Source organism: Pseudanabaena biceps PCC 7429, from assembly GCF_000332215.1.
Classification (GTDB): Bacteria; Cyanobacteriota; Cyanobacteriia; order Pseudanabaenales; family Pseudanabaenaceae; genus Pseudanabaena; species Pseudanabaena biceps.
The window spans coordinates 1-21512 of the sequence record NZ_ALWB01000049.1 but is presented as its reverse complement, the minus strand read 5'-3'; the positions used below and the strand labels follow the sequence as shown (position 1 = coordinate 21512).

Genomic DNA, 21512 nt, shown 5'->3' with positions numbered 1-21512 from the left:
CATCCTGATCTATAGCGGTCGCCAGTCTTGTAGTGTTGCCGCGCTCCGCGCGGCAACACTAGTAAGGATTTTAATTCACAAAAGTGTTGTCACACTTTCGTGAATTGGTATTATGCCCTGATCCAGTTGACGGCAGCTATATTTTATTTTCAAGAATGGCGGCGCGAAGCGCCGCCATTCTTCTTTATGGATTAACTTCCTGTTCAGCCCAATTCCCTTGCTCGTCAAGAAGGTAGAGCCAACGATTTTGAGGATTACCGCGTAATTCTAGGCGATCTACTTCTATCGGTTCGATTAATAGCAGACAAAAGGAAGGAAGCGGCTGTTCGGGTTCGGGAGGTGCGATATGGGCAAAATCAATTCTTGGCATCCGTGGATGTCCCCAAGCAAACTGCATTCTGGCAGGATCTGAGAGCGCTTTCCACGCATCCGATCGCGCTTTTTGCAATTGTAAGTCCGAGCATTCACTGTTAATCAAGATCGATTTGCCGAGAATCCGAAACTGCGATCGCGTTTTGGTGAAATACCAATTGATCTCTACCCAAGGATTAGCATCAATTTGCGCAATTTTTTGACTGCGCTCATCCGTAACAATTTTGAGACAATCTTTAAGGCGATCGCAATTTTCCAAAAAACCACGAAATACAACTGTCCGATTGCGCGGACGCTGATCACAACCCATCGTTGCTAGTTGTAAGAATCTTGATTCGGGTTGATTGCGATGTTGATGTAAACTTCGAGCTAGGTGCGATCGCCACATAAAAACATTTAGAATAGGTCTGTGCTAAGTAGTTCGGCATAATTAAAAACCAAAACCAGAAAGCATACCGCCCGCGCAGTGGGCGGTATGCTCTTCTAGGTTTTAAGTTTACTTATGCCTAGCTACTTACTTCCTTTAAAAAGCACAATTCTATTCTAAATGGTATTATGGCAAATTTGTGGATTGAAGGTGGTAGTCGCAGCGGCAAAACTGAGCTTTTGCTCCAGCAGTTTTGCCACTGGGTCGATCGAGATTTTGCCAACCAGTCCAATCCTCAAGCAGCTTCCCAAACGGTTTTAGTTTTTACCGTTGATGCCCAACGCAGACGCAAGCTTAACGAAGAACTGATGCTGGCAACCCACGGACAATACCCCGTTACCGTGGTCACACCTCTGAGCTTTTTTCGTGATGAAGTTCGCCTATTTTGGACATTGCTCGTCAAGCAATTGGGGATAAAAGCCCAGTTTCCGCTCCTATTAAGGGTTGAGAACGAGCAAGAATTAGCCAATATGCTCTGGAAAGATCGCCTTGAAACAGGAACTCTCCAGATGGAAGGGATTGGGCGCGATCGCCTCGTGCGAAGACTGTTAGATCTCTTCCTCTTAGCTGCCTATGGCGGGCGAGATATTCGCGAAATCCCCACGGTTTTAAATGCTGGAATCGAGACAATTCTCCCAGAAAATCATGAAGAGCTAGGGGAAAATATTGCCGAACAATGGCAAGAGATCGGGGAAGCTCTACAGGAATGGCGAGGATATTGTTGGCAAAGAGGTTTGCTGACCTATGGCATTATTACCGATCTATTCGGTCATTATTTATTATCGAATTCGCAATATCAGCGCAAACTCCAACAGAGATTTCAATATGTCATTGTCGATCGCGCTGATGAGATGCCTGCGATCGCCTGCGATTTATGTAGATTGATCCTCGTTCAAGGCGCACAGGGTATCTTTACCTTTAATCCCGATGGTTTAGTAAGATTAGGACTGGGAGCCGATCCTCAATATTGGCAAGAACTCAAAGCTGAATGTGAAAACATCCATTTACCACATTCTCAAAACACCTTGGGGGCTGACATCGCGACCTCGGCGATCCAGCTTGTGAGCGAACCAATTTTGCAGTTTATGGAACCCTACGCCATCCTACGTTCCATTGAATCGGTTTCTCGCGCCAAACTTTTCCGTAACGTTGCCGAAACCATTGCCGAAGCGATCGCTTCTGGTGAAATTAAGGCAAACGAGATCGCCATCATTGCCCCCGGCTTAGACAATATTGCCAACTATGCCTTAGTGGAAATCCTGCGCAAAAAAGAGATTAATGTCAATCCCCTAGAGGATCAGCGCCCGCTATCCTACTCGGCACAAGTGCGATCGCTTTTAACCTTGCTTACGCTGGTCTATCCCAACCTTGGCAACCTTAGCAGCCGCGATCGCATTGCCGAAATGCTGGTGGTACTTACCGAAGCGATCGACCCCGTCCGCGCGGGAATGCTTGCCGACTATTGCTATGCGCCCCATCCCGAGCATCCGCAACTCCTAGCCGCCGAAACCTATAACCAGTGGAACCGTCTCGGCTACGAAGCCACTCAAACCTATGAAAAATTGCGCCAGTGGATCGAGCAGCAATCACCTAAAGATACGCCACTTTTATGTATTGATCGCGCTATTCAGGCTTTCTTTAAACCTCGCAAACTGAGTTACGAACATACCGCCACCCTACAGGAATTGATCGAAACTGCTCAATACTATTGGCAATTAGGCTATCGGCTCGATCTCGAAGATGCGGTCATTCTCGAAAAGTTTATTCAACTCATTCGTCAGGGTACGGTGACGGCAAATCCCTATGCTCCCGATCTGCCCCAAAATAGTATCGTGCTAGCGACGATTTTTCAATATCGGATGGCTCGGCTTTCCCATCGTTGGCAATTTTGGTTGGATGCTAGTTCCGACCTGTGGTTGCAGGGGGGAGCCGCATCTCTCTATGGGTCACCTCTTTTTCTTAAGGACTGGGCGGGAGAGGTATGGACAATCGCACATCAGCGCGAAGCCGATCAGCAGCGGTTACAGCGATTGCTTAGGGATTTACTTGATCGCACTAGCGATCGCCTCTACCTCTGTCATAGCGAACTAAGTACCAACGGTCAGATCCAAAATGGAGTATTGAGTCCCTTAATTGAAATCAGCCAAGCGGTTTAGGCTAGGGATAGTTCGCCTACGGCTTCAAGGCGGCTATATTTACCGATAGAGAGAAAGGATTCTTCTAAACTCTGGGCGACGGTCGGACTAATCCAGCCCAACTGTTTGAGCAGGTGGATAGAAACCGCATTCTTTGCCCGTTTCGAGCCATCCATCACCTTAATCGCCAGCCCCAATCCTTCGCCAATGCGACCAATACATTGCACGCCTTCCGCTCCTGATTTACTAACAATTTCGCCCCCAGTCAGCCGCATTAATTCCGTATCAAATTGACCATCCCCAGAAACCATATCAGGATGTCGGGTCATCGCGCGGGCAATGCGTTCTAAATGTAATTGATCGTGAGCGGATAGCTGGGCATACAGCCTTGCCAATTGACCAATTTCTAAGAGGTAAGTTGGCACGCCACAGTCATCATGGGCGCAAATAAATTCCGCCGCAGGCATATGCAGCAAATCTGCCATAGTATTCAAGGCAAGTTTCTGCACGGGATGATGTCGATCCATATAGGACGAAATTTGCCAACCCTGTTGCTTGCAGATGGCGATCATGCCTGCGTGCTTACCAGAACAGTTGTGTTGCAGGGGGCTTTTTTGGCATTCTGGTACTGGGCATTGCAACGCGCTCGGCTCGACATCGCAGCGCCACAGAATACTAAAAACCTGTCGGGCTTGGGCGATCGTCCCTTGGTGCGAACCACAAATTATGGCAAGGTCGGTTTCCGATAGGTTGAACTGCTCCTGTGCGCCACTAATCGAGACAGGCAGAGCTTGAATGGGCTTGAGACAAGAACGAGCAAAGGTTGTCGTCTGGGGATCGCCTGCTGCCGAGAGCACGCGACCTCTCGTATCAACGACAGCAGCTTGACAAGAGTGGCTTGATTCGACAATGCCCTCACGTAGCAATTGGACGGTAATTTTGTTAGCGGAGAAACGATTGCGCTTGCCAAGATTCATAATTTACTGCTTGAGGATCGCCATCATAATCCTACGGCAAGGTTAAGATATATATGAAGATATGTAACAATTGTAGATATTAATACATAAATAATTTCTCAATGATTTCTACAGGGACTGAACCGATCGCAGGTGAATATTGGCAGTGGCGCGACCAAAAGGTTTACTTTGTGAAGGCAGGTGATAACCTTCAGCGTCCGCCCTTGCTCTTGGTGCATGGCTTTGGGGCTTCCACCGATCACTGGCGCAAAAATATTGCCGATCTCAGTCAAGAATTTGAGGTATATGCGATCGATCTACTTGGTTTTGGGCGATCGCAGAAACCAGCTTGGGAATATAGCGGCGATCTCTGGCGCGATCAGCTTGATGACTTTATTTCCACCCAGATCCAACGTCCTACGGTGATCGCTGGGAATTCCCTCGGTGGCTATGCTGCCCTATGTGTTGCGGCCGATCGCCCGCAATCCGTGGCAGGAGTCGTCTTACTTAACAGTGCTGGTCCTTTTACAGACACCAATCCCCTCGGCTCGCGAAAAGTAAATCCGCTCCAAAAGGCAATCTCTAAGACCCTACAGGGGGTTTTGCGTCAGCCTTGGGCAAATCAGTTACTATTTGCCTTTGTCCGTCAAAAATCCCGCATTCGTAGCACCTTAAATAAAGTGTATTTAGATCGCTCAGCCGTTACCGAGCAACTGGTCGAAGAGATTTATCGTCCATCCTGCGATGAGGGAGCCGCGCAGGTTTTTGCCTCAGTATTTAGCAGCCCTCAGGGTAAAAAGGTGGATGAATTATTAAAGGCGATCGCAGTTCCGCTATTAACAATCTGGGGCGAAGGCGATCCTTGGATGAATTCTCGGTCTAGGGGAGCCAAGTTTCGCGAGTTTTACCCAGCCTTGACCGAACATTACATTAACGCAGGACATTGCCCCCATGACGAGAGTCCTGCGATCGTCAACCAATTAATCCGCGATTGGTATGCGAGTGCTTTATAACAAAGCTGAAAATGGCTATGCCATTTTCAGCTTTGAAAACCCTTATACCAATTTACAGCGCATTGCGCTCAAACCCAAACCAAAGAAATTTTTGAAAGCATTGCGAAGCAACACTTTCAAAAATTTCCTTGTGGTTCGTTTGATCGATAATTGCTATAAATTGAAAATCCTTACGAGGTTTAGTTTGTAATTCCCAAAAGTGTGACAACACTTTTGGGAATTGGTGTTAGGACATAAACCGCAAGAATTGATTGGTGGCGCGAAGCGCCGCCAATCAATTCTTGCGGTTTGATTTGTCCTGAGTCAAGTGACTGTAGCTATATTAATAACTTAGGAGGAATCGACAAAAACAATACGCCATTCCCCAACCAAGGTTGAGTTTCTGGTAAAGACAAACCGATCAGCCCAGCCTTTTTGAGAACCAATACTCCTCTAGATTCTCCCCAGATCAGCATCTCTGCCCAAGTTGTCAAGTCTGGCTCATGCCCGATTATACCTAGCGAAGCTTTGGATGGTTGTGGATGCTGGGTGAGCCATGCCGAGATTCCCTTTAACCAGCTATCAATATTCCCTTCGGGCGCAAGTTCTGCCTCTTGTTCTACGGGGCAGTTACCAAAAACATCCGTAAAGATATCTGAGGTTTGTCGGGCGCGCACCAATGGACTGGTTTGCAAAAGGTCAAAGCGCAAACCCAGATCGTAGAGCCGCTTGGCGACCTGTTTAGTTTTTTTGCGCCCCTCATCGGTAAGAGGACGTTTAGTATCATCCTCAAGGTAGTTTTCCCGCTCTTCAGCAATGCCATGACGGATGAGATAAAGACTAGGCATTAACTAAAGAACCTCCTAATCCTTCCATGAGACCTGCGAAAAGGGCTTTGCCATCGGTGCCACCGAGAATTCCTTCTACGGCTCGTTCGGGGTGGGGCATCATTCCGAGCACATTACCTTGTTTATTACAAATACCTGCAATGTTTGCCAAGGAGCCATTCGGATTACTCTCATCGTTAATGTTACCGATCGCGTCGCAATAGCGGAAAACGATTTGATTTTGGTCTTCTAGCTCCTTAAGGGTATCCGCATTAGCAAAGTAGCAACCTTCACCATGGGCGATCGGCAAAGCAATGATTTGCTGCTGTTGATATTTTTCGGTAAATACTAAGTCATTGCGCTCAACCCTTAGAGGTACGCGATCGCAAATAAAATGTAGATCGCGATTGCGCACTAATGCGCCTGGTAGTAGCCCCGACTCGGTCAAAATTTGAAATCCGTTACAAATACCGATGATATATTTACCCTTTACCGCATGTTCCTGTAACGAACGCATTACTGGTGCAAATCTTGCGATCGCGCCGCAGCGGAGGTAATCACCATAACTAAATCCCCCAGGCACAATGATCGTATCGCAATCGCTAATATCGGTTTCGGTATGCCAGATCAGCCTTGTGGGTTGTCGCAAAATACCACTAGTAACCGTGGCAACATCGCGATCGCAATTAGAACCAGGAAATACCAGAATGCCAAATTTCATCTCTATGCCTCCTGTGCGATCGGGGTTAACTCAAAACGATAATTCTCAATTACAGGATTTGCCAGTAATTTATCGCAGGTTTCATCTAACTTTTGCGAAGCCTCCGCTTCGTCAGCAGCATCAAGGATAATTTCGACATACTTGCCAATGCGAACAGAATCAACGTGGTAATCCATTTGCTTAAGTGCCGACTGTACGGCAGTCCCTGCGGGATCGAGAACCGATGGACGTAAGGTAACAAATATACGGGCTTGATACTTCATGCGGGGTGTCAAATATTTAGATGCGATCGGTAGATACAGTATTTTTCAACATTTAAATAGATCTACAGGATCTTGGATCACGATCATATAGCAAATTGAAAGCCTCTAAGTAGCTAGGTGCAATTAAATATAAAACCCAAAAAACTGTAGCGCACGCTGCGCGTGCGCTACAGTTTTTGGCTATAGTTTTTAATTATGCCCAACTACTTCAATAGTTCTCTTAGTTCTTATATAGCAACGTAAGGTTTGCTTAGGACATAAAACCCCTAAGATGAATGGCGGCGCGAAGCGCCGCCATTCATCTTAGGGGTTTTGATTTGTCCTCGCTATGTCTTATACCAATTCACGAAAGTGTGACAACACTTTTGTGAATTAATAAGTGTGACAACACTTTTGTGAATTAATAAGTGTGACAACACTTTTGTGAATTAATAAAACCAAACTCAGTAAGGGTTTTCAAGGTAAGAAATGGCTACGCCATTTCTTACCTTGGTATAAAACCCAATAAGAGAATGACGGCACAAAGCGCCGCCATTCTCTTATTGGGTTTTATATTTTAGTAAGCAGTGCCTATAAAAAAGGGTATGAGTTTGATTTGTAATTACGACGAATTATTTAAGCTTGGGCTTAATCTTCATCGTCAAAATCATCATCTTCCTCTTCATCATCGTCTTCAAATTCCACATCGTCATCCACAAGCTCATCGTCAAAATTACGACGACTACGAGGCTTATCGACGACACGGATTGGCTCGATCCGAGGTTCGATGATTTGGTAATTGCGCGCAGTATTGTCATCAATAATGACATCATCCGCTTCTTCGTCGTAGCCAAGATCTGGCTCGTAGCCATTATCGACATCGACAATAGGCGTATCGTAAGCATTAAAGCCCGTACCCGCAGGAATCAAACGACCGATAATGACGTTTTCCTTCAAGCCGCGTAACCAGTCAGATTTACCCTCGATCGCTGCTTCAGTGAGAACGCGAGTGGTCTCTTGGAAACTAGCTGCCGAGATAAAGCTGTCGGTATTTAAGCTTGCCTTGGTAATACCCATCAATACAGGAGTGTAGTCCGCAGGTGCACCACCCGTAATGTCCATAGCCTCATTGATCTGCTCAACTTGGTGGAGTTCGACCAATTCACCAGGGAGGCGGGTAGTATCGCCACCATCCTCGATCCTTACCTTGGAGGTCATCTGTTTGACGATTACCTCAATATGCTTGTCGGAAATATCCACACCTTGAGATTGGTATACGGACTGCACTTCGTTCATTAAGAACTCCTGTACTTTCTGTAGCCCGATCAGGGCAGCCTGTCTCACGCCAAGGGATTCTTTGTAAGTATGGAAGTAGATGTCAAGAATGTCATGGGGGTTGGCGGGTCCGTCGGTGAGTGCTTCACCAGCCAAGATCTTCTGACCATCAGAAATAATTACACTCTGACCCGCGTTAAAGGAGTAGTCATCATCAAGAACTCCATCATCTCCAAGGATCTTCACTTCGGGATTGTCGTCAGAGTCATAGGTAACCTGAGCAGTACCCGATGTGCGTGCGAGCACGCACATTTCCTTGGGTTTACGAGCTTCAAGCAGTTCTTCAATCCGAGGTAGACCTTGGATAATGTCTCCCGTTTTCGCGCGCTCGAACACCAATAAAGCAATGTTGTCACCACGCTGAACGAGGTCAGCATCATGGATTTGTAACAAGGCTCCTGGAGATACTAGGTAAGGGCGACCGATCCGAAATACGACATTTCCATCCTCTACCTTAAGAACCTGTCCCGATTCCTCGGTGATTACGCCAGCACCGATCTCATCGCCCGATCGCAATAGATCTCCTGGAACCACGGTGGGGTTAGGGCAAGCTGTGGTAATGCAATCGGCATCGGTAACAACCAGTAGGCGGCGTACCACTTCCGAGCCCTTACGAATTCCGCGAATTTGTCCAGCTTTTTTACAGAGAATTTCGGTACGAGCAACCACAGCCCCGGGCTCAATGTGATCGCCATCATTTACCAATAGACGTGTCCGCGAATTGGTGTGGGTAGGATCGCCCGAATTGTCTTGGCGAATTACCAAGGATTCGAGGATTACCAACTGTAGGCGTAAGCTACCTGGATCGCTATCGTTGGGAATGAATTCAATGTCCGCCGCTAACTGAGGCGCATCGGTATCGACCTCTAATAGCAACTGGGTTTTGAGTAACTCCACACTATCGATCGCCTTTACGCGATCGCCATCCTTGTAAGGAATCCGCTGTACTGCTCTCAGCCCAATCGAACGACCTTCTTGATTCACCGATTCTTGGCTAGGGACTGTGGGTACATCGGGAACTTGGTATTCTTCGACAGGACGCAGCAATAAGGCAGGACCCTCCGTAGAATCCAAATATTCCACGTAGCGTAGTTCAGGGGAAACCAACCCTGGCATGATTTCGGTACCGGGATAGGCTAAAGACCCATTCTTTTGCATAGCGGTTTGCGGATCGTCTACCAAGTGCAAATCCCCTGGCTTGATCACGATTTCACGCAAAATGTCGTTCTTCTGGAATACCTCTACCACACCTGCGGTTTGGCTGAAGATATCTTTAACAACTTCCGTACCCGCCTCAATAAACTGATTCTCTTCCACCATTAACAGCGAAGCATCTTTATTCACTTCATGGGTTTCTTCAGGAACCCAAAGCAATGTGCCGCCCTTAACAACTTCATAGCCCTGTTTACCCTTGCTGCGCTTCGCAACTTCTACCCCAGCGAATTTGATAATACCGCCACTCTTGGTTTGATAAGTATCATCGATCAGCTCGGCAACAACTTGATTGTTAATCAATTTGCTACCTGGAGAAGCCTTCAGCGAGAAGCTCTGCCCGCCCTGAGTTTCGAGGATGTAATGCTCTCGTCCCTGATAGCTTTCTTCCTTGACGATCGCCTGATCCAAAACTACCGAAGCGGTAATAATCTCCACTTCACGGTTGTGACGGCTATCCTCTTCACTGAGACGCACGACACCGCCATGTTCGGTAATTAAACGAGTTTCGGCAAGTACATCTCCCTCTTCGACATAGGCTTCATTTTTGACCGTAGGCTCGGCAGTTGGGGGTAGATCGTAGACCTCACCACCTAGTACCCAAACCCGACCCTTTTCCCCACGAGCAACGTAGCTGGTATTGCCTTGGCGGTCTTTCTTCTCTTCGATCGCCAGATCGGAGAATAATACTTCACCAGCCAAACCAGTATTGAGAGCCTTAGTTGCTTTCTCTGTCGTTTTGCGCGAAGTTTTACCCGTTGCCGAGACCTCAGCCATCAATTGGTTTTGGCTGACCTTTTGTCCGTCACGCACCAATAGGGTTGAACCTTGGGTAACGGCATAAACGCGCTTGCCTTCAGAACTCTCTAGGGTGAAGTCACCATTTGATTCCACAATGAAGGCATCTTCACCGTGACGAGTACGCATCGGGCGCACCTTCAACTTTTTGCTGTACTTAATCGTGCCGTCGTAGGGAGCGCGTTGCTGTTCAGCAACTTCCCCTGTAAATACACCACCTGTGTGGAAGGTACGCATGGTTAGCTGGGTACCAGGTTCACCGATAGACTGCGCGGCAATAATCCCCACAGCTTCACCGATATCTACTAATTCAGCATGAGCCAAGCTCCAGCCATAGCACATTTGACAAACTGATCGCGTCGATTCGCAGGTAAAGGCCGAACGGACACATACCTCTTCAACCCCTGCCTTAGCCACGGCTAAAGATAGATCCTCAGAAATCTCTTGGTTCCGCATGACGATTACTTCGCCAGTCTTCGGATCGACAATATCTTCGGCAGCTACACGACCAAATAGGCGATCGGACAATTTAATGAGTGTCTTTTCCCCATCGCGCATTGCTTTAAGCCTAATGCCGCGAGTAGTACCGCAATCATTTTCACGGACGATTACATCTTGCGATACGTCAACCAGACGGCGGGTGAGGTATCCAGAGTCTGCCGTCCGTAACGCCGTATCTACCAGCCCTTTACGGGCTCCGTAGGATGAAATGATGTATTCCGTAACGGTTAATCCTTCACGGAAGTTGGTCTTAATAGGTAAGTCAATGATTTCCCCTTGAGGATCAGCCATCAAGCCACGCATACCCACTAACTGGCGCACCTGCGAGATATTTCCCCGCGCCCCAGAGAACGCCATCATGTAAACAGAGTTAAGAGGATTATTGCTCTTGAAGTTTTTTACCACCTCATCCTTGAGGTTTTCATTGGCGACATTCCAAGTGTCAATTACTTTCTGGAAGCGCTCTACTTCAGTAATTTCTCCTCTCGTATAACGGCTTTCGGTTTCTTCGATTTCTAGCTCTGCCGCCGCCAGTAAAGCCTTTTTACTAGCAGGAACCTGCAAATCATCAATGCTGATCGATACACCAGCTTGAGTTGCATAGCGAAATCCTAAGGATTTTAATTGGTCGGCAACATTAGCGGCGCTAGTAGTGCCATAGTGGGTAAAAGCCCAAGCAATCAACTTTTTTAGCTGTCCCTTATCAATCGTTCGATTGATAAAACGTTGGGGCTTGTTATCGTTAGGCGAATCCGTGCTGCTAGTCGTGAAATCTGCCATGGTATTAAGCTGTGTTAAATAATCTTCTGAGTAATTAATCCAAATGTTTGAGCTATCAAAGCAGCACCAAGTGCTGTTTTGATAGCTTTTAGCTTTTAGCTAGCTAGAGATGCATAAATTGCTTGATTGAAAATCACGCGCCCAGGGGTGGTTTTGATATATTGAGAGATCAACCCACCTTCCGCATCTTCACGAATGCGGCGGAAATCAAATTCCTTGACTTTAGTGCCATCTTCCAAAACTGTGACTTTTGGCTCCTCATTCTCCTTGGCTTCGCCTTGACCTTCAACGATGCCCTCAAAGCGCACCCAAACATTGGCATGGATATCGATTTCGCGCTGTTCGTACGCCATCACGACATCGTTAAAATTAGCAAAATAACGTCCTTCGCCCTTTTGCTTGCTGGGGTTTTCAGTAGTTAGATAGTAACAACCCAAAACCATATCTTGGCTAGGAGTTACGATCGGACGACCCGTCGCAGGCGAGAGAATATTATTAGAAGCCAACATTAACAACCTTGCTTCCGCCTGAGCCTCAATCGACAGAGGAACGTGAACCGCCATCTGGTCGCCATCAAAGTCAGCGTTAAACGCGGGACAGACGAGGGGATGAAGTTGAATTGCCCGACCACTAACGAGGAGTGGTTCAAAAGCTTGAATACCCAATCTATGGAGCGTTGGCGCACGGTTGAGCATGACAGGGTGTTCGCGAATTACATCTTCGAGGACATCCCACACGGCTGGATCGTTACGCTGAATTAGCTTCTTGGCGGCCTTGATGTTATTTACCAAACCTGTCTTAATCAGGCGATGAATTACAAAGGGCTGGAAGAGCTCGATCGCCATTTCCTTGGGCAACCCGCACTGGTGAATCTTCAGGTTTGGTCCTACCACAATTACGGAACGACCAGAGTAGTCAACCCGTTTACCGAGTAAGTTTTGGCGGAATCGTCCCTGCTTACCTTCAATGATGTCGGAAAGGGATTTGAGGGGACGGTTATTTGCGCCTACCACTGTCCGTCCGCGACGACCATTGTCGATCAAGGCATCAACTGCTTCTTGCAACATCCGCTTTTCGTTACGGACGATAATTTCGGGGGCGAGAATTTCCTGCAAACGGGCAAGACGGTTGTTACGGTTGATCACACGACGATAAAGATCATTCAAGTCGCTAGTTGCAAAACGACCACCGTCAAGCTGCACCATCGGACGCAAGTCTGGAGGAATGACAGGAATTACATCTAGTACCATCCAGTCAGGCTTAGAACCCGTCGCGACAAAGTTGTCAACCACACGCAACCGCTTAATTAATTTGGCGCGTTTTTGACCTTTGGAGTTCTCGATGTCCGTGCGCAAACGCTCAGCTTCTTTTTCCAGATTGATGTTTTGCAACAACTGCTTGATTGCTTCCGCACCAATACCGACTTCAATGCCATCTAGCACTGGGTCTTCGGCATAGATCTGATCCTCTAGATCGATCCATTGGTCTTCAGAGAGTAATTGCTTGTAAGAGAGGTTGTAGGCACTGGCGATCGCTTCTCCCTCTTCGACAAATTTCCCTTCTGTAGTGATGGGAAGATGTTTTGGATGCAGATGGTAAGCTCTTTCAATGCCATCCACCCCACGGATGCGAATTTCACGACTGTTAACCATCGTGACTTCCCCATCAACCTCTGACTGGATTCCGGGATTAAGGACAACGTAGGCATTGAAGTAAACAATTTGCTCGACATCTCGTAAGGGGATATCTAGCAATGTCGCCATATAGCTGGGGATACCCTTGAGATACCACACATGGGTAACTGAGGCTGCTAGCTTAATAAAGCCCATGCGATGACGACGAACCCGCGATTCGGTCACTTCTACGCCACAACGCTCGCAAACAATGCCGCGATGGCGCACACGCTTATATTTACCGCAATGGCATTCCCAGTCTTTAGCAGGGCCAAAAATCCGCTCGCAGAATAAGCCATCCATTTCTGGCTTTAACGTGCGGTAGTTAATTGTTTCAGGTTTTGTGACTTCGCCAACCAAACTGCCATTTGGTAGAACTCGTTCGCCCCACTTACGAATGCGATCGGGTGATGCCAAGCCAATCTTGACATAGTCAAATCGCTGTTCCACTTTCGCCATACGTTACAACGTCCTTAAATTAAGTTCTTTAGATTGAAAGCTATTAGCAGTTAGCTACTAGCTTTTAGCTTTTCTATGATTGAATTGCGATCGCTAGCGTTGCGTAGCAAATTGCTGAATTTCAGCACCAAACTTGAGTTAGTTATTAACGTTTAGCAGGTAGCTATTAGCGTTTAGCTTGGATATTCCCAAAGCTAACAGCTAATAGCCAACCGCTAAACGCTAATAATTAATCATCATCATCATCAAAGTTGATGTCGCCTCGATAGACTGACTCATAGGTTGGACGGTTTGGTGTGCGACGGGAGCCAGTATCCACCATGAGATCTACCTCCGTATCTTGGTTACTGCCATCCTCAGAAAGCTTGTGAACCGAGACATCCAAGCAGAGAGACTGAAGCTCGCGCACCAATACCTTGAATGATTCAGGCGTACCAGGACGAGGAATTGCATGACCCTTAACGATCGCATTGAGGGCTTCGTTCCGACCAGTCATATCGTCAGACTTGACCGTGAGCAATTCTTGAAGAATATAGGCAGCTCCGAATGCCTCCAAAGCCCATACTTCCATTTCTCCAAATCGCTGACCACCCTGTTGCGCTTTACCGCCGAGAGGTTGCTGGGTAACCAGAGAGTAAGGACCAGTCGAACGAGCGTGGATCTTGTCATCGACAAGGTGAACTAGCTTCAGCATATAAGCCTTACCAACGGTGACAGGTTGGTCAAAGGGTTCACCCGTACGTCCGTCATACACGGTCAACTTGCCAGGGAATCCATCGTTAAAAATCCAATCTTTACCCGTATGGTTTCTTGCATGTTCGAGCTGACCATGCACTAGCTCGCGCGAAGCTTCTTCACCGTACATTTCATCGAAAGGCACGATTTTAAAGCGGGCGTTTAAGTTCTCCGCAGCCCAACCGAGCAAGCATTCAAATACCTGACCGACGTTCATCCGTGAAGGCACACCGAGAGGATTCAGCACAATGTCAAGGGGAGTGCCATCGGGCAAGAAAGGCATATCTTCCTTAGGCAAAATCCGAGAAATAATCCCCTTGTTCCCGTGACGACCTGCCATCTTGTCGCCAACTTGGATCTTGCGTTTTTGAGCAACATAAACGCGGACGACCATATTTGCCCCAGGGGGTAACTCATCGCCTTGTTCGCGGGTAAATACACGAACATCAACCACGCGACCCTTTTCACCATTAGGAACGCGCAAGGAGTTATCTCTCACATCACGAGCCTTTTCGCCAAAGATCGCTCTTAACAGCTTTTCTTCAGGAGGCTGATCGGATTCGCCCTTAGGGGTAACCTTACCGACGAGGATTTCTCCAGAGCTTACCCAAGCCCCAATGCGAATAATCCCCTGTTCGTCAAGGTTACGAAGCGAATCTTCACCGACGTTAGGAATTTCGCGGGTGATTTCTTCGGGTCCTAATTTAGTTTGACGAGCTTCAATTTCGTATTTCTCAACGTGAATTGAAGTGTAAACATCATCAATTACGAGACGCTCGTTAATTAAAATTGCGTCTTCGTAGTTGTAGCCTTCCCAAGGCATATAGGCAACGAGAATATTCTGACCAAGAGCAATCTCACCACCTTCCGTGGCGGAGCCATCGGCAAGAACCTGTCCTGCTACGACACTATCACCAACCCAAACGAGAGGGCGTTGATTTAAGCAGGTGTCTTGGTTAGAGCGCTGATACTTTTGCAAGCGATAAATACTTTCTAGTCCAGTATCATCAGCCTTAACCCGAATTTCGTCAGCAGAGACATAGGAGACTTCACCAGTAACTCGCGAGACGATGACCATCCCTGAGTCGCGGGCAGCTTGAGCTTCTAGCCCCGTTCCCACAAGAGGACGTTCAGGACGCAAGAGAGGAACTGCTTGACGTTGCATGTTCGATCCCATCAAAGCTCGGTTAGCGTCGTCATGTTCGAGGAAAGGAATCAGCGATGTAGCAACCGAGATAATTTGAACGGGGGAAACCGCTACGTAGTCAATTTCTTCAGGACTTGCTGTACCCCATTCTTGGCGATAGCGAATCGGGACGATCTCGTTAAAGATGTAGCCATCGTCGTTAGTGGCTACGTCTCCAGGAGCTACGCGAAATTCGTCTTCCTCATCCGCAGTCATGTATACGGGCTCTTCGTTCTTGAGCACCTTGCCATTTTCGACTGCGTAGTAAGGAGTCTCGATAAACCCGTATTGATTTACCCGAGCGTGGGTTGCCAAGGAACCGATCAGACCAGCGTTCGGACCTTCAGGCGTTTCAATAGGGCAGATCCGACCATAGTGGCTGGGGTGAATATCACGCACCGCAAAACCAGCACGCTCACGGGTCAAACCGCCAGGACCAAGGGCACTAAGACGACGCTTATGGGTCAACTCAGCCAGAGGATTAGTTTGATCCATGAACTGAGATAGTTGGCTAGAACCAAAGAATTCTTTGATTGCGGCTACTAAAGGCTTAGGGTTAACTAAGGATGCAGGCGTGAGGGCATCGACATCAGAAACGGTCATCCGTTCGCGGATGATTCTCTCTAGACGGTTAAGCCCGACACGCACTTGGTTTTGCAAGAGTTCGCCAACCGAACGCACGCGACGGTTACCCAAGTGGTCAATATCGTCGATTTCGCCGATATCAAACTTGAGGTTGATCAGATAGTTAATCGCAGTGAGAATATCCTTCTCTGTCAATACCCGCATGGTGTCAGGGGTATTTAAGCGCAACTTCTTATTGAGCTTGTAACGTCCCACCTTCCCAAGGTCGTAACGTTTGGGGTCAAAGAAGCGCGATCGCAATAGTTCACGACCACCTGACTCCGTAGGAGGCTCACCTGGACGCAACTTCCGATAAAGCTCTTTGAGGGCTTCGTCTTCGTCAAACTGACCTTCTTTGTCAATGGTTTTTTGGAAATACTCTCGATGGGTAAGCGCGTCAAGAATTTCGGCATCGCTTAGCCCGATCGCCTTGAGCAATACCTGAGCAGATAATTTACGAGTTTTATCAATACGCACCCAGACAAGATCGTTTTTGTCTGTCTCGAACTTCAGCCATGCACCTCGGTTAGGGATAAGGCTAGCGTTATAGGTGCGACGACCGTTCTTGTCAATCTCTTGTTTGTAATAAACTCCAGGGCTACGGACAATCTGATTGACGATGACTCGCTCAGCCCCGTTGATGATAAAGGTTCCACGATCTGTCATCAGAGGCAGATCGCCGATAAAAACTTCTTGCTCTTTTATTTCTCCTGTCTCTTTATTAATAAGCCGCGTGGGAACGTACATCTGTACGGCATAGGTGGCATCCCGACGTTTGGACTCATCAACACTATATTTTGGGCGCTTGAGTTTATAATCTTTGGCAATAAAATGGAGTTCCATTTTGCCCGTATAATCTGTAATCGGTGAGAAACTCTCAAGCTCTTCAATAAGTCCTTCTTCTAGGAACCATCGAAAACTCTCCCGCTGGATTTCTACAAGATCTGGTAGAACGAAGGCAGGAGTAACAAGAGTAGACTTATTCATGCACTAATGACTGCAGTTTTAGTGGGCGGAGTATATGTCAAGTTTTGAGTCAAGACATAAGCACATTATCCTAACCTAGCAGCGATCTTATTGTCAAGCTATTTTCGGATTTTAGTTGCAAGTCGTTCAGAGTACGTTTAGAGTAATTGGTCTTTTTACTTTTTCTTTCGGTTTTCATCTAAGTATTTTTCTCAATAAGGCTCAATAAAGTTCAATAAGTTTTTCAGCCAGTCAAGCAATATGGCAATCAATGCGGCAATACCATGATTCTCTAGACATTGCTCAAAAGAAAGTCGCTATAGATATGAATAGATTACGGACTAGGAGTTTTACACTGATTATTTGCGGCTTATTTGCGGCTAAGGTAAAGTCGAGCTGTGGTTTCCAGTCGGATATTTGTCATTCCTATCCCCAAAACAATGAAAAATAATAGCTGTTTATTTAAAAAAATGTCGGAAAAAATATATGCTAATTGATAATTACTAGCATTAATATGCTGTAGAATTTGCATAATTTGATTTTTATTACCATGTCTAAATTGTTGGATACCCTAGTCGCGGGCGGAATTACCATGATTCCCCTGATGATTTGTTCTTTTGTTGTAGTTGCCTTGGCGATCGAGCGTACGATTTTTTGGTCGAGGAGCAAAAAACAGCAGAAGCGAGTAGTGCGGAAAGCGCTGCAAATTTATCAAGAAGATCCCAGCCAAGCCGAGGATTTTCTGCAAATGCATATTGATTTGCCGATCGCCCGTATTTACTTGGAAGCTCTATCGATTCCCGATGCTACCCCTACGGAATTTACCCTCGCCCTAGACTCACGTTTGCAAGCGGAAATGCCTAGTCTCAAACGTTTTAATAATATTTTTGAAATTGTTGTTGGCTTAGCTCCTTTGCTCGGACTGCTGGGGACTGTTACGGGGCTGATCGCGTCTTTTGGCTCGCTGACCCTTGGCGATGTGGGTGGTTCTAAGGCTCTCAATGTTACAGGAGGCATCAGCGAAGCACTTATTTCTACAGCTACGGGATTGATTGTCGCTGTGTTGGCTCTGGTTGCTGCGAGTATTTTTAGATCGCTCTATGCTCAACAAGTTGCCTACTTCGATCAATGCTGCACTCAATTAGAATTGCAACATTTGCGAGCGCATCGTCAGAAGGTAAGCGCCCATGTCTAGAAGAAACCGCCGTCGCCAAGATGCGGATTTGTCTGATCAGCCAATAGAAATTAAGAATGTTGTTCCGCTGTTGGATGTTCTGTTCGCCTTACTCACTTTTTTTGTACTGTCGTCTTTGTTTCTCAATCGGACTGAGGGTTTGCCCGTTAATCTACCTAAGGCTCAATCAGGAGCAATGCAAAAAACACCCGCTCGCGCCACAATTAGCGTCAATGAAAAGACGGAAGTATTTTTGAATAAGCAGAAAATAGGTATTAGCGAAGTAAGCGATCGCGTTAAACAGTTGCTCGAACCAAACCAAGACCTTGTAGTGGTACTGAATGCCGATCGCACAGTCCAGCATGGAGATATCATCCAAATCATGGATCAACTAAAGCAAATCCCGCGCGTCAAGATGGCGATCGCTACCAAAAATAACTAGTCAAACTAGTCAATTCCACCAGTCAATTTCATCCCTTAATTCATCCCTTAAATTAAGTAAATTAAGTAAATTAAGTAAATTAAGTTGTGAAAATTATATCAATTCACGAAAGTGTGACAACTCTTTTGTGAATTAAAAACTAAGCCTTGTAAAGGATTTCCAGTTAAGAAATAGCTACGCCATTTCTTAACTTGGTATTAAATGGTAAAAATCCATGGTAAAAATCCCCACCCGATATTAAATCTAAGTGCATCTAAGCGAACTACCCCATCTGAGAATCAACTCAAATATCAACTCGAATACTCGAATATAAGATAAATAAGCAGGAGTCCAATCTATGAATATACCCGATCGCCCCGATCGTCATGATGTCCAATCACAGCGAGAAAATCGCGCTTTAGCATCCTTACTATTCATAGGTGTTTTGGGATCTGCCTGTATTCATGCTGCTGTGATCAATGCCCCAGTCCCTACATTATGGAGACCTTCACCCCAAGTGTCAGAGGATACAATGGAAGTTGTCGTCGATCCGACGAGAGCCCCTGATGATAAAGTCTCAGAAATTACAAAGGAACCCGAACCAGTTGCCAAAACTGAGGAACCCCAGATTAATGAGACTCCAGCGATCGCCCTCGCGCCAGAAACGACGATTTTAAAGGAAGGTAAAGATGCGGCTGCACCAGATAATTTGAAACCGTTGTTGACTAAAGGGAACAGCGATAGTCAGATCCAGTCAGGAGGGGGGACAGTAATATCTAAGGATGGAATTGGTAGTGGGTTTGGAAATGCCAAAATCCCGACGGGATTTATGTTTGGCGGCAAAATTAATGGTAGCCCTAATGGCAAAAAGGATGGTGTAGTGGGAGGGAATATTAATGGCAAGCCCAATGCTAACGCCAATCAAAATAATGTTTTGCCAACTGTCCCAACTCCGCCTGCTGATACCAGACCCCAGAAACTTGAATGCTTAAGCTGTCCCAAGCCCCAATATCGCGGAAAAGAGGGAACGCCGAGGGTTACCTATGATATCGCTCCTGACGGTAGAGTGATCAATGTGCGTTTGCGCCAGACGAGCGGTGATGAGCAAACTGATCGCGAAACTATCGAAGCAATGAGTAAATGGCAATTCGATCCTAAAACAGTTCCTGAAGGCGGTAGAACTAATGTTAAAGTGCGCGTTACCTTTGAGGAAGAAGGTTCGCAATTTCAGCGCCAAAATGAGGAGCGCCGCCGTCGGGAGTCCGAACTAGCTGCACAGGAATCAGAACAGAGAAGGTTGGCAGAACAAGCCCGTCAACAAAGGGATGCGGCTTCCTCTAAATCGCCTGCACCGACAACAGAGCCTCTAGCTACTCCATCTTCGGCTATGTCAGAATCAGTGCCAACCAAGCCTGTGCCTGCGGCTGCTACGGTAGATTCAGCGCCAGTAACACTCCCAGTAACAACCCCAGTGACCGCACCTACTGCTACCGATCCATTGCCACCACCACCGCCACCACCTTTAGCCGAGCCAGTTGCACCCGCAGTGAGTGAATCTACAACTAAGCCTAAGTAAAACTATAGCTACAGCTCAAAAAACAAGAATTGATTAGCGGCGCGGCGCACCTCCAATCAATTTTTGGCTACATCTACAAGTTTTGCTTTGAATCAAAATCCAAAAGATGAGTGGCGGCGCGGAGCGCCGCCACTCATCTTTTGGGTTTGATTTGTAATAATACCAAGTTAAGAAAGTGATGTTGGGACATCAATCCAATTTCTTTGGATATGTGACTGTTGGGTTAAATCCATCAGCATCTGCGACCAAGCCCCTTCATAGAGACTAGGTGTCATAGGTTGACCAGTTTTGATTGCCTGTATCCAGCGATCGCATAGGGCAAGAACGGGCGCAAGACGACCATCGGTAAAGGTCTTCGGCAGGTCATATGCGGGCGGGATGGGGACGATTTCCATCTCTGGGCGATCGAGTTTACCTTGTCGCAAGCTGAACCCATGAACGTAATCGGCTTGATTGGAGCTTCCGAGTACTAGCGTTCCCTTCTCGCCATATACCGAGAGCCAATGACCGCGACCGCGATAGGTGACAGTGCTGAGGGAAATATTGCAGGGAGTACCATCGGCAAGTTCCAATAAAATGTTGCAAGTATCGTCGGCATCCACAGGACGCATAATCCCATTGGCATCGGGACGTTCGGTAATGCCCGTACTGAGTTGTCCAGAGAGGCTTTTAATATCGCCAAATAGCCAACGCACATAATCAAAGACATGGGAACCGATCGCCCCCAATGCGCCCCCGCCATAAGCTTTTTGGCTATACCAATTCCACAGGCGCTGTGGATCGGCACGACCTTGCACCAGCCAATCAATCGCAATCATCCGTTTTTTGCCGACGCGATCGCTATCTAGCAAATGTTTAAAATACCGCCACTGCGGGACATAACGAAATTCAAAATCTGTGGCTGTGACAACTTGTTTCTCTTGAGCGAGGCGATATAGGGCGATCGCTTCTCCTGCGTTCATCGTTACGGGTTTTTCGAGCAAAATATGCTTACCCGCCTCAAGCGCCATTTTTGCCTGCTCGTAGTGAAAACTTGGCGGCGTAGAGATGGTTACGGCTTGTAGTGACGGAAGCGCAAGTAAATCTTCTAGGCGATCGCAAGCATGGGGAATATCGAACTTGTCTGCTATTTGTTGCGCTTTAAGGCGATCGCGATGATAGACCGCCACAACCTCAGTTTCGGGATGAGTTTGCAGCGCAGGAATATGAATAATCTGCCCGAAACCAGTTCCGATAATACCAACACCAATTTTTGTCATACTTATTATTTTTTATTTTTTCTTATTATTATTTTTTCTTATTATTATTTTTTCTGCTATAGCTGCAACCAGTCTTGTTTGGAAAAAATTAAAGCCCAAAATAATGTTGCCGCGCTCCGCGCGGCAACATTATTTTGGGCT

The 21512-nt window shown here is 46.9% G+C and carries 14 protein-coding genes; 5 read left to right on the top strand and 9 right to left on the bottom strand.

Going from position 1 to position 21512, the window contains the following annotated elements:
• Positions 1 to 184: 184 nt before the first annotated feature.
• Positions 185 to 760 carry an Npun_F5749 family FMN-dependent PPOX-type flavoprotein gene (locus PSE7429_RS07735; RefSeq protein ID WP_009626562.1) on the bottom strand — a complete coding sequence of 192 codons (576 nt, stop codon included), beginning with the start codon at positions 758 to 760 and terminating at the stop codon, positions 185 to 187.
• Between the two features lie 167 nt (positions 761 to 927).
• Between PSE7429_RS07735 and PSE7429_RS07730 the strand changes: the two genes are divergently transcribed.
• On the top strand, positions 928 to 2955 hold the full coding sequence (locus PSE7429_RS07730; protein WP_009626561.1) for a UvrD-helicase domain-containing protein: 2028 nt from the start codon (positions 928 to 930) through the stop codon (positions 2953 to 2955).
• Here PSE7429_RS07730 and PSE7429_RS07725 read toward each other — a convergent pair.
• A complete protein-coding gene (locus PSE7429_RS07725; protein WP_009626560.1) occupies positions 2952 to 3911 on the bottom strand; it encodes an asparaginase in 960 nt (319 codons plus the stop codon). The two genes, PSE7429_RS07730 and PSE7429_RS07725, sit on opposite strands and share 4 nt — an antisense overlap.
• Positions 3912 to 4012: 101 nt before the next feature.
• Between PSE7429_RS07725 and PSE7429_RS07720 the strand changes: the two genes are divergently transcribed.
• Complete coding sequence (locus PSE7429_RS07720) at positions 4013 to 4903, top strand: alpha/beta fold hydrolase (RefSeq protein WP_009626559.1); 891 nt, start codon at positions 4013 to 4015, stop codon at positions 4901 to 4903.
• 317 nt (positions 4904 to 5220) lie between these two features.
• Here PSE7429_RS07720 and sixA read toward each other — a convergent pair whose 3' ends face one another.
• From sixA to rpoB, 6 genes are all read right to left on the bottom strand, one after another.
• Positions 5221 to 5730 (bottom strand): phosphohistidine phosphatase SixA, encoded by a 510-nt coding sequence (sixA, locus tag PSE7429_RS07710; RefSeq protein ID WP_009626558.1) that lies wholly within the window; start codon positions 5728 to 5730, stop codon positions 5221 to 5223.
• Positions 5723 to 6430 carry a phosphoribosylformylglycinamidine synthase subunit PurQ gene (gene purQ / locus PSE7429_RS07705; RefSeq protein ID WP_009626557.1) on the bottom strand — a complete coding sequence of 236 codons (708 nt, stop codon included), beginning with the start codon at positions 6428 to 6430 and terminating at the stop codon, positions 5723 to 5725. Before purQ ends, sixA begins: the two co-directional genes overlap by 8 nt.
• 2 nt (positions 6431 to 6432) lie before the next feature.
• Entirely contained in the window at positions 6433 to 6693 is a 261-nt protein-coding gene (gene purS, locus PSE7429_RS07700; protein ID WP_009626556.1) for a phosphoribosylformylglycinamidine synthase subunit PurS, read from the bottom strand.
• Between the two features lie 627 nt (positions 6694 to 7320).
• The gene (locus PSE7429_RS07695) at positions 7321 to 11298 is read right to left on the bottom strand and encodes a DNA-directed RNA polymerase subunit beta' (RefSeq protein ID WP_009626555.1); all 3978 of its coding nucleotides are present in this window, start codon (positions 11296 to 11298) and stop codon (positions 7321 to 7323) included.
• Between the two features lie 95 nt (positions 11299 to 11393).
• The gene (gene rpoC1 / locus PSE7429_RS07690; protein WP_009626554.1) at positions 11394 to 13430 is read right to left on the bottom strand and encodes a DNA-directed RNA polymerase subunit gamma; all 2037 of its coding nucleotides are present in this window, start codon (positions 13428 to 13430) and stop codon (positions 11394 to 11396) included.
• A 229-nt stretch (positions 13431 to 13659) separates the two neighbouring features.
• Positions 13660 to 16962, bottom strand: coding sequence for a DNA-directed RNA polymerase subunit beta (gene rpoB, locus PSE7429_RS07685; RefSeq protein WP_009626553.1), 3303 nt, complete (start codon positions 16960 to 16962; stop codon positions 13660 to 13662).
• Positions 16963 to 17491: 529 nt separating this feature from the next.
• Here rpoB and PSE7429_RS07680 point away from each other — a divergent pair.
• The 3 genes from PSE7429_RS07680 (at position 17492) to PSE7429_RS07670 (ending at position 20112) form a co-directional block, all read left to right on the top strand.
• The gene (locus tag PSE7429_RS07680; RefSeq protein ID WP_009626551.1) at positions 17492 to 18136 is read left to right on the top strand and encodes a MotA/TolQ/ExbB proton channel family protein; all 645 of its coding nucleotides are present in this window, start codon (positions 17492 to 17494) and stop codon (positions 18134 to 18136) included.
• A complete protein-coding gene (locus tag PSE7429_RS07675; RefSeq protein WP_009626550.1) occupies positions 18129 to 18557 on the top strand; it encodes an ExbD/TolR family protein in 429 nt (142 codons plus the stop codon). Before PSE7429_RS07680 ends, PSE7429_RS07675 begins: the two co-directional genes overlap by 8 nt.
• A 337-nt stretch (positions 18558 to 18894) precedes the next feature.
• Complete coding sequence (locus tag PSE7429_RS07670; protein WP_009626549.1) at positions 18895 to 20112, top strand: energy transducer TonB family protein; 1218 nt, start codon at positions 18895 to 18897, stop codon at positions 20110 to 20112.
• A 167-nt stretch (positions 20113 to 20279) separates the two neighbouring features.
• On the opposite strand, the gene PSE7429_RS07665 is transcribed toward PSE7429_RS07670, so the two are convergent.
• Positions 20280 to 21371 (bottom strand): Gfo/Idh/MocA family protein, encoded by a 1092-nt coding sequence (locus PSE7429_RS07665; protein WP_009626548.1) that lies wholly within the window; start codon positions 21369 to 21371, stop codon positions 20280 to 20282.
• Positions 21372 to 21512: the final 141 nt, after the last annotated feature.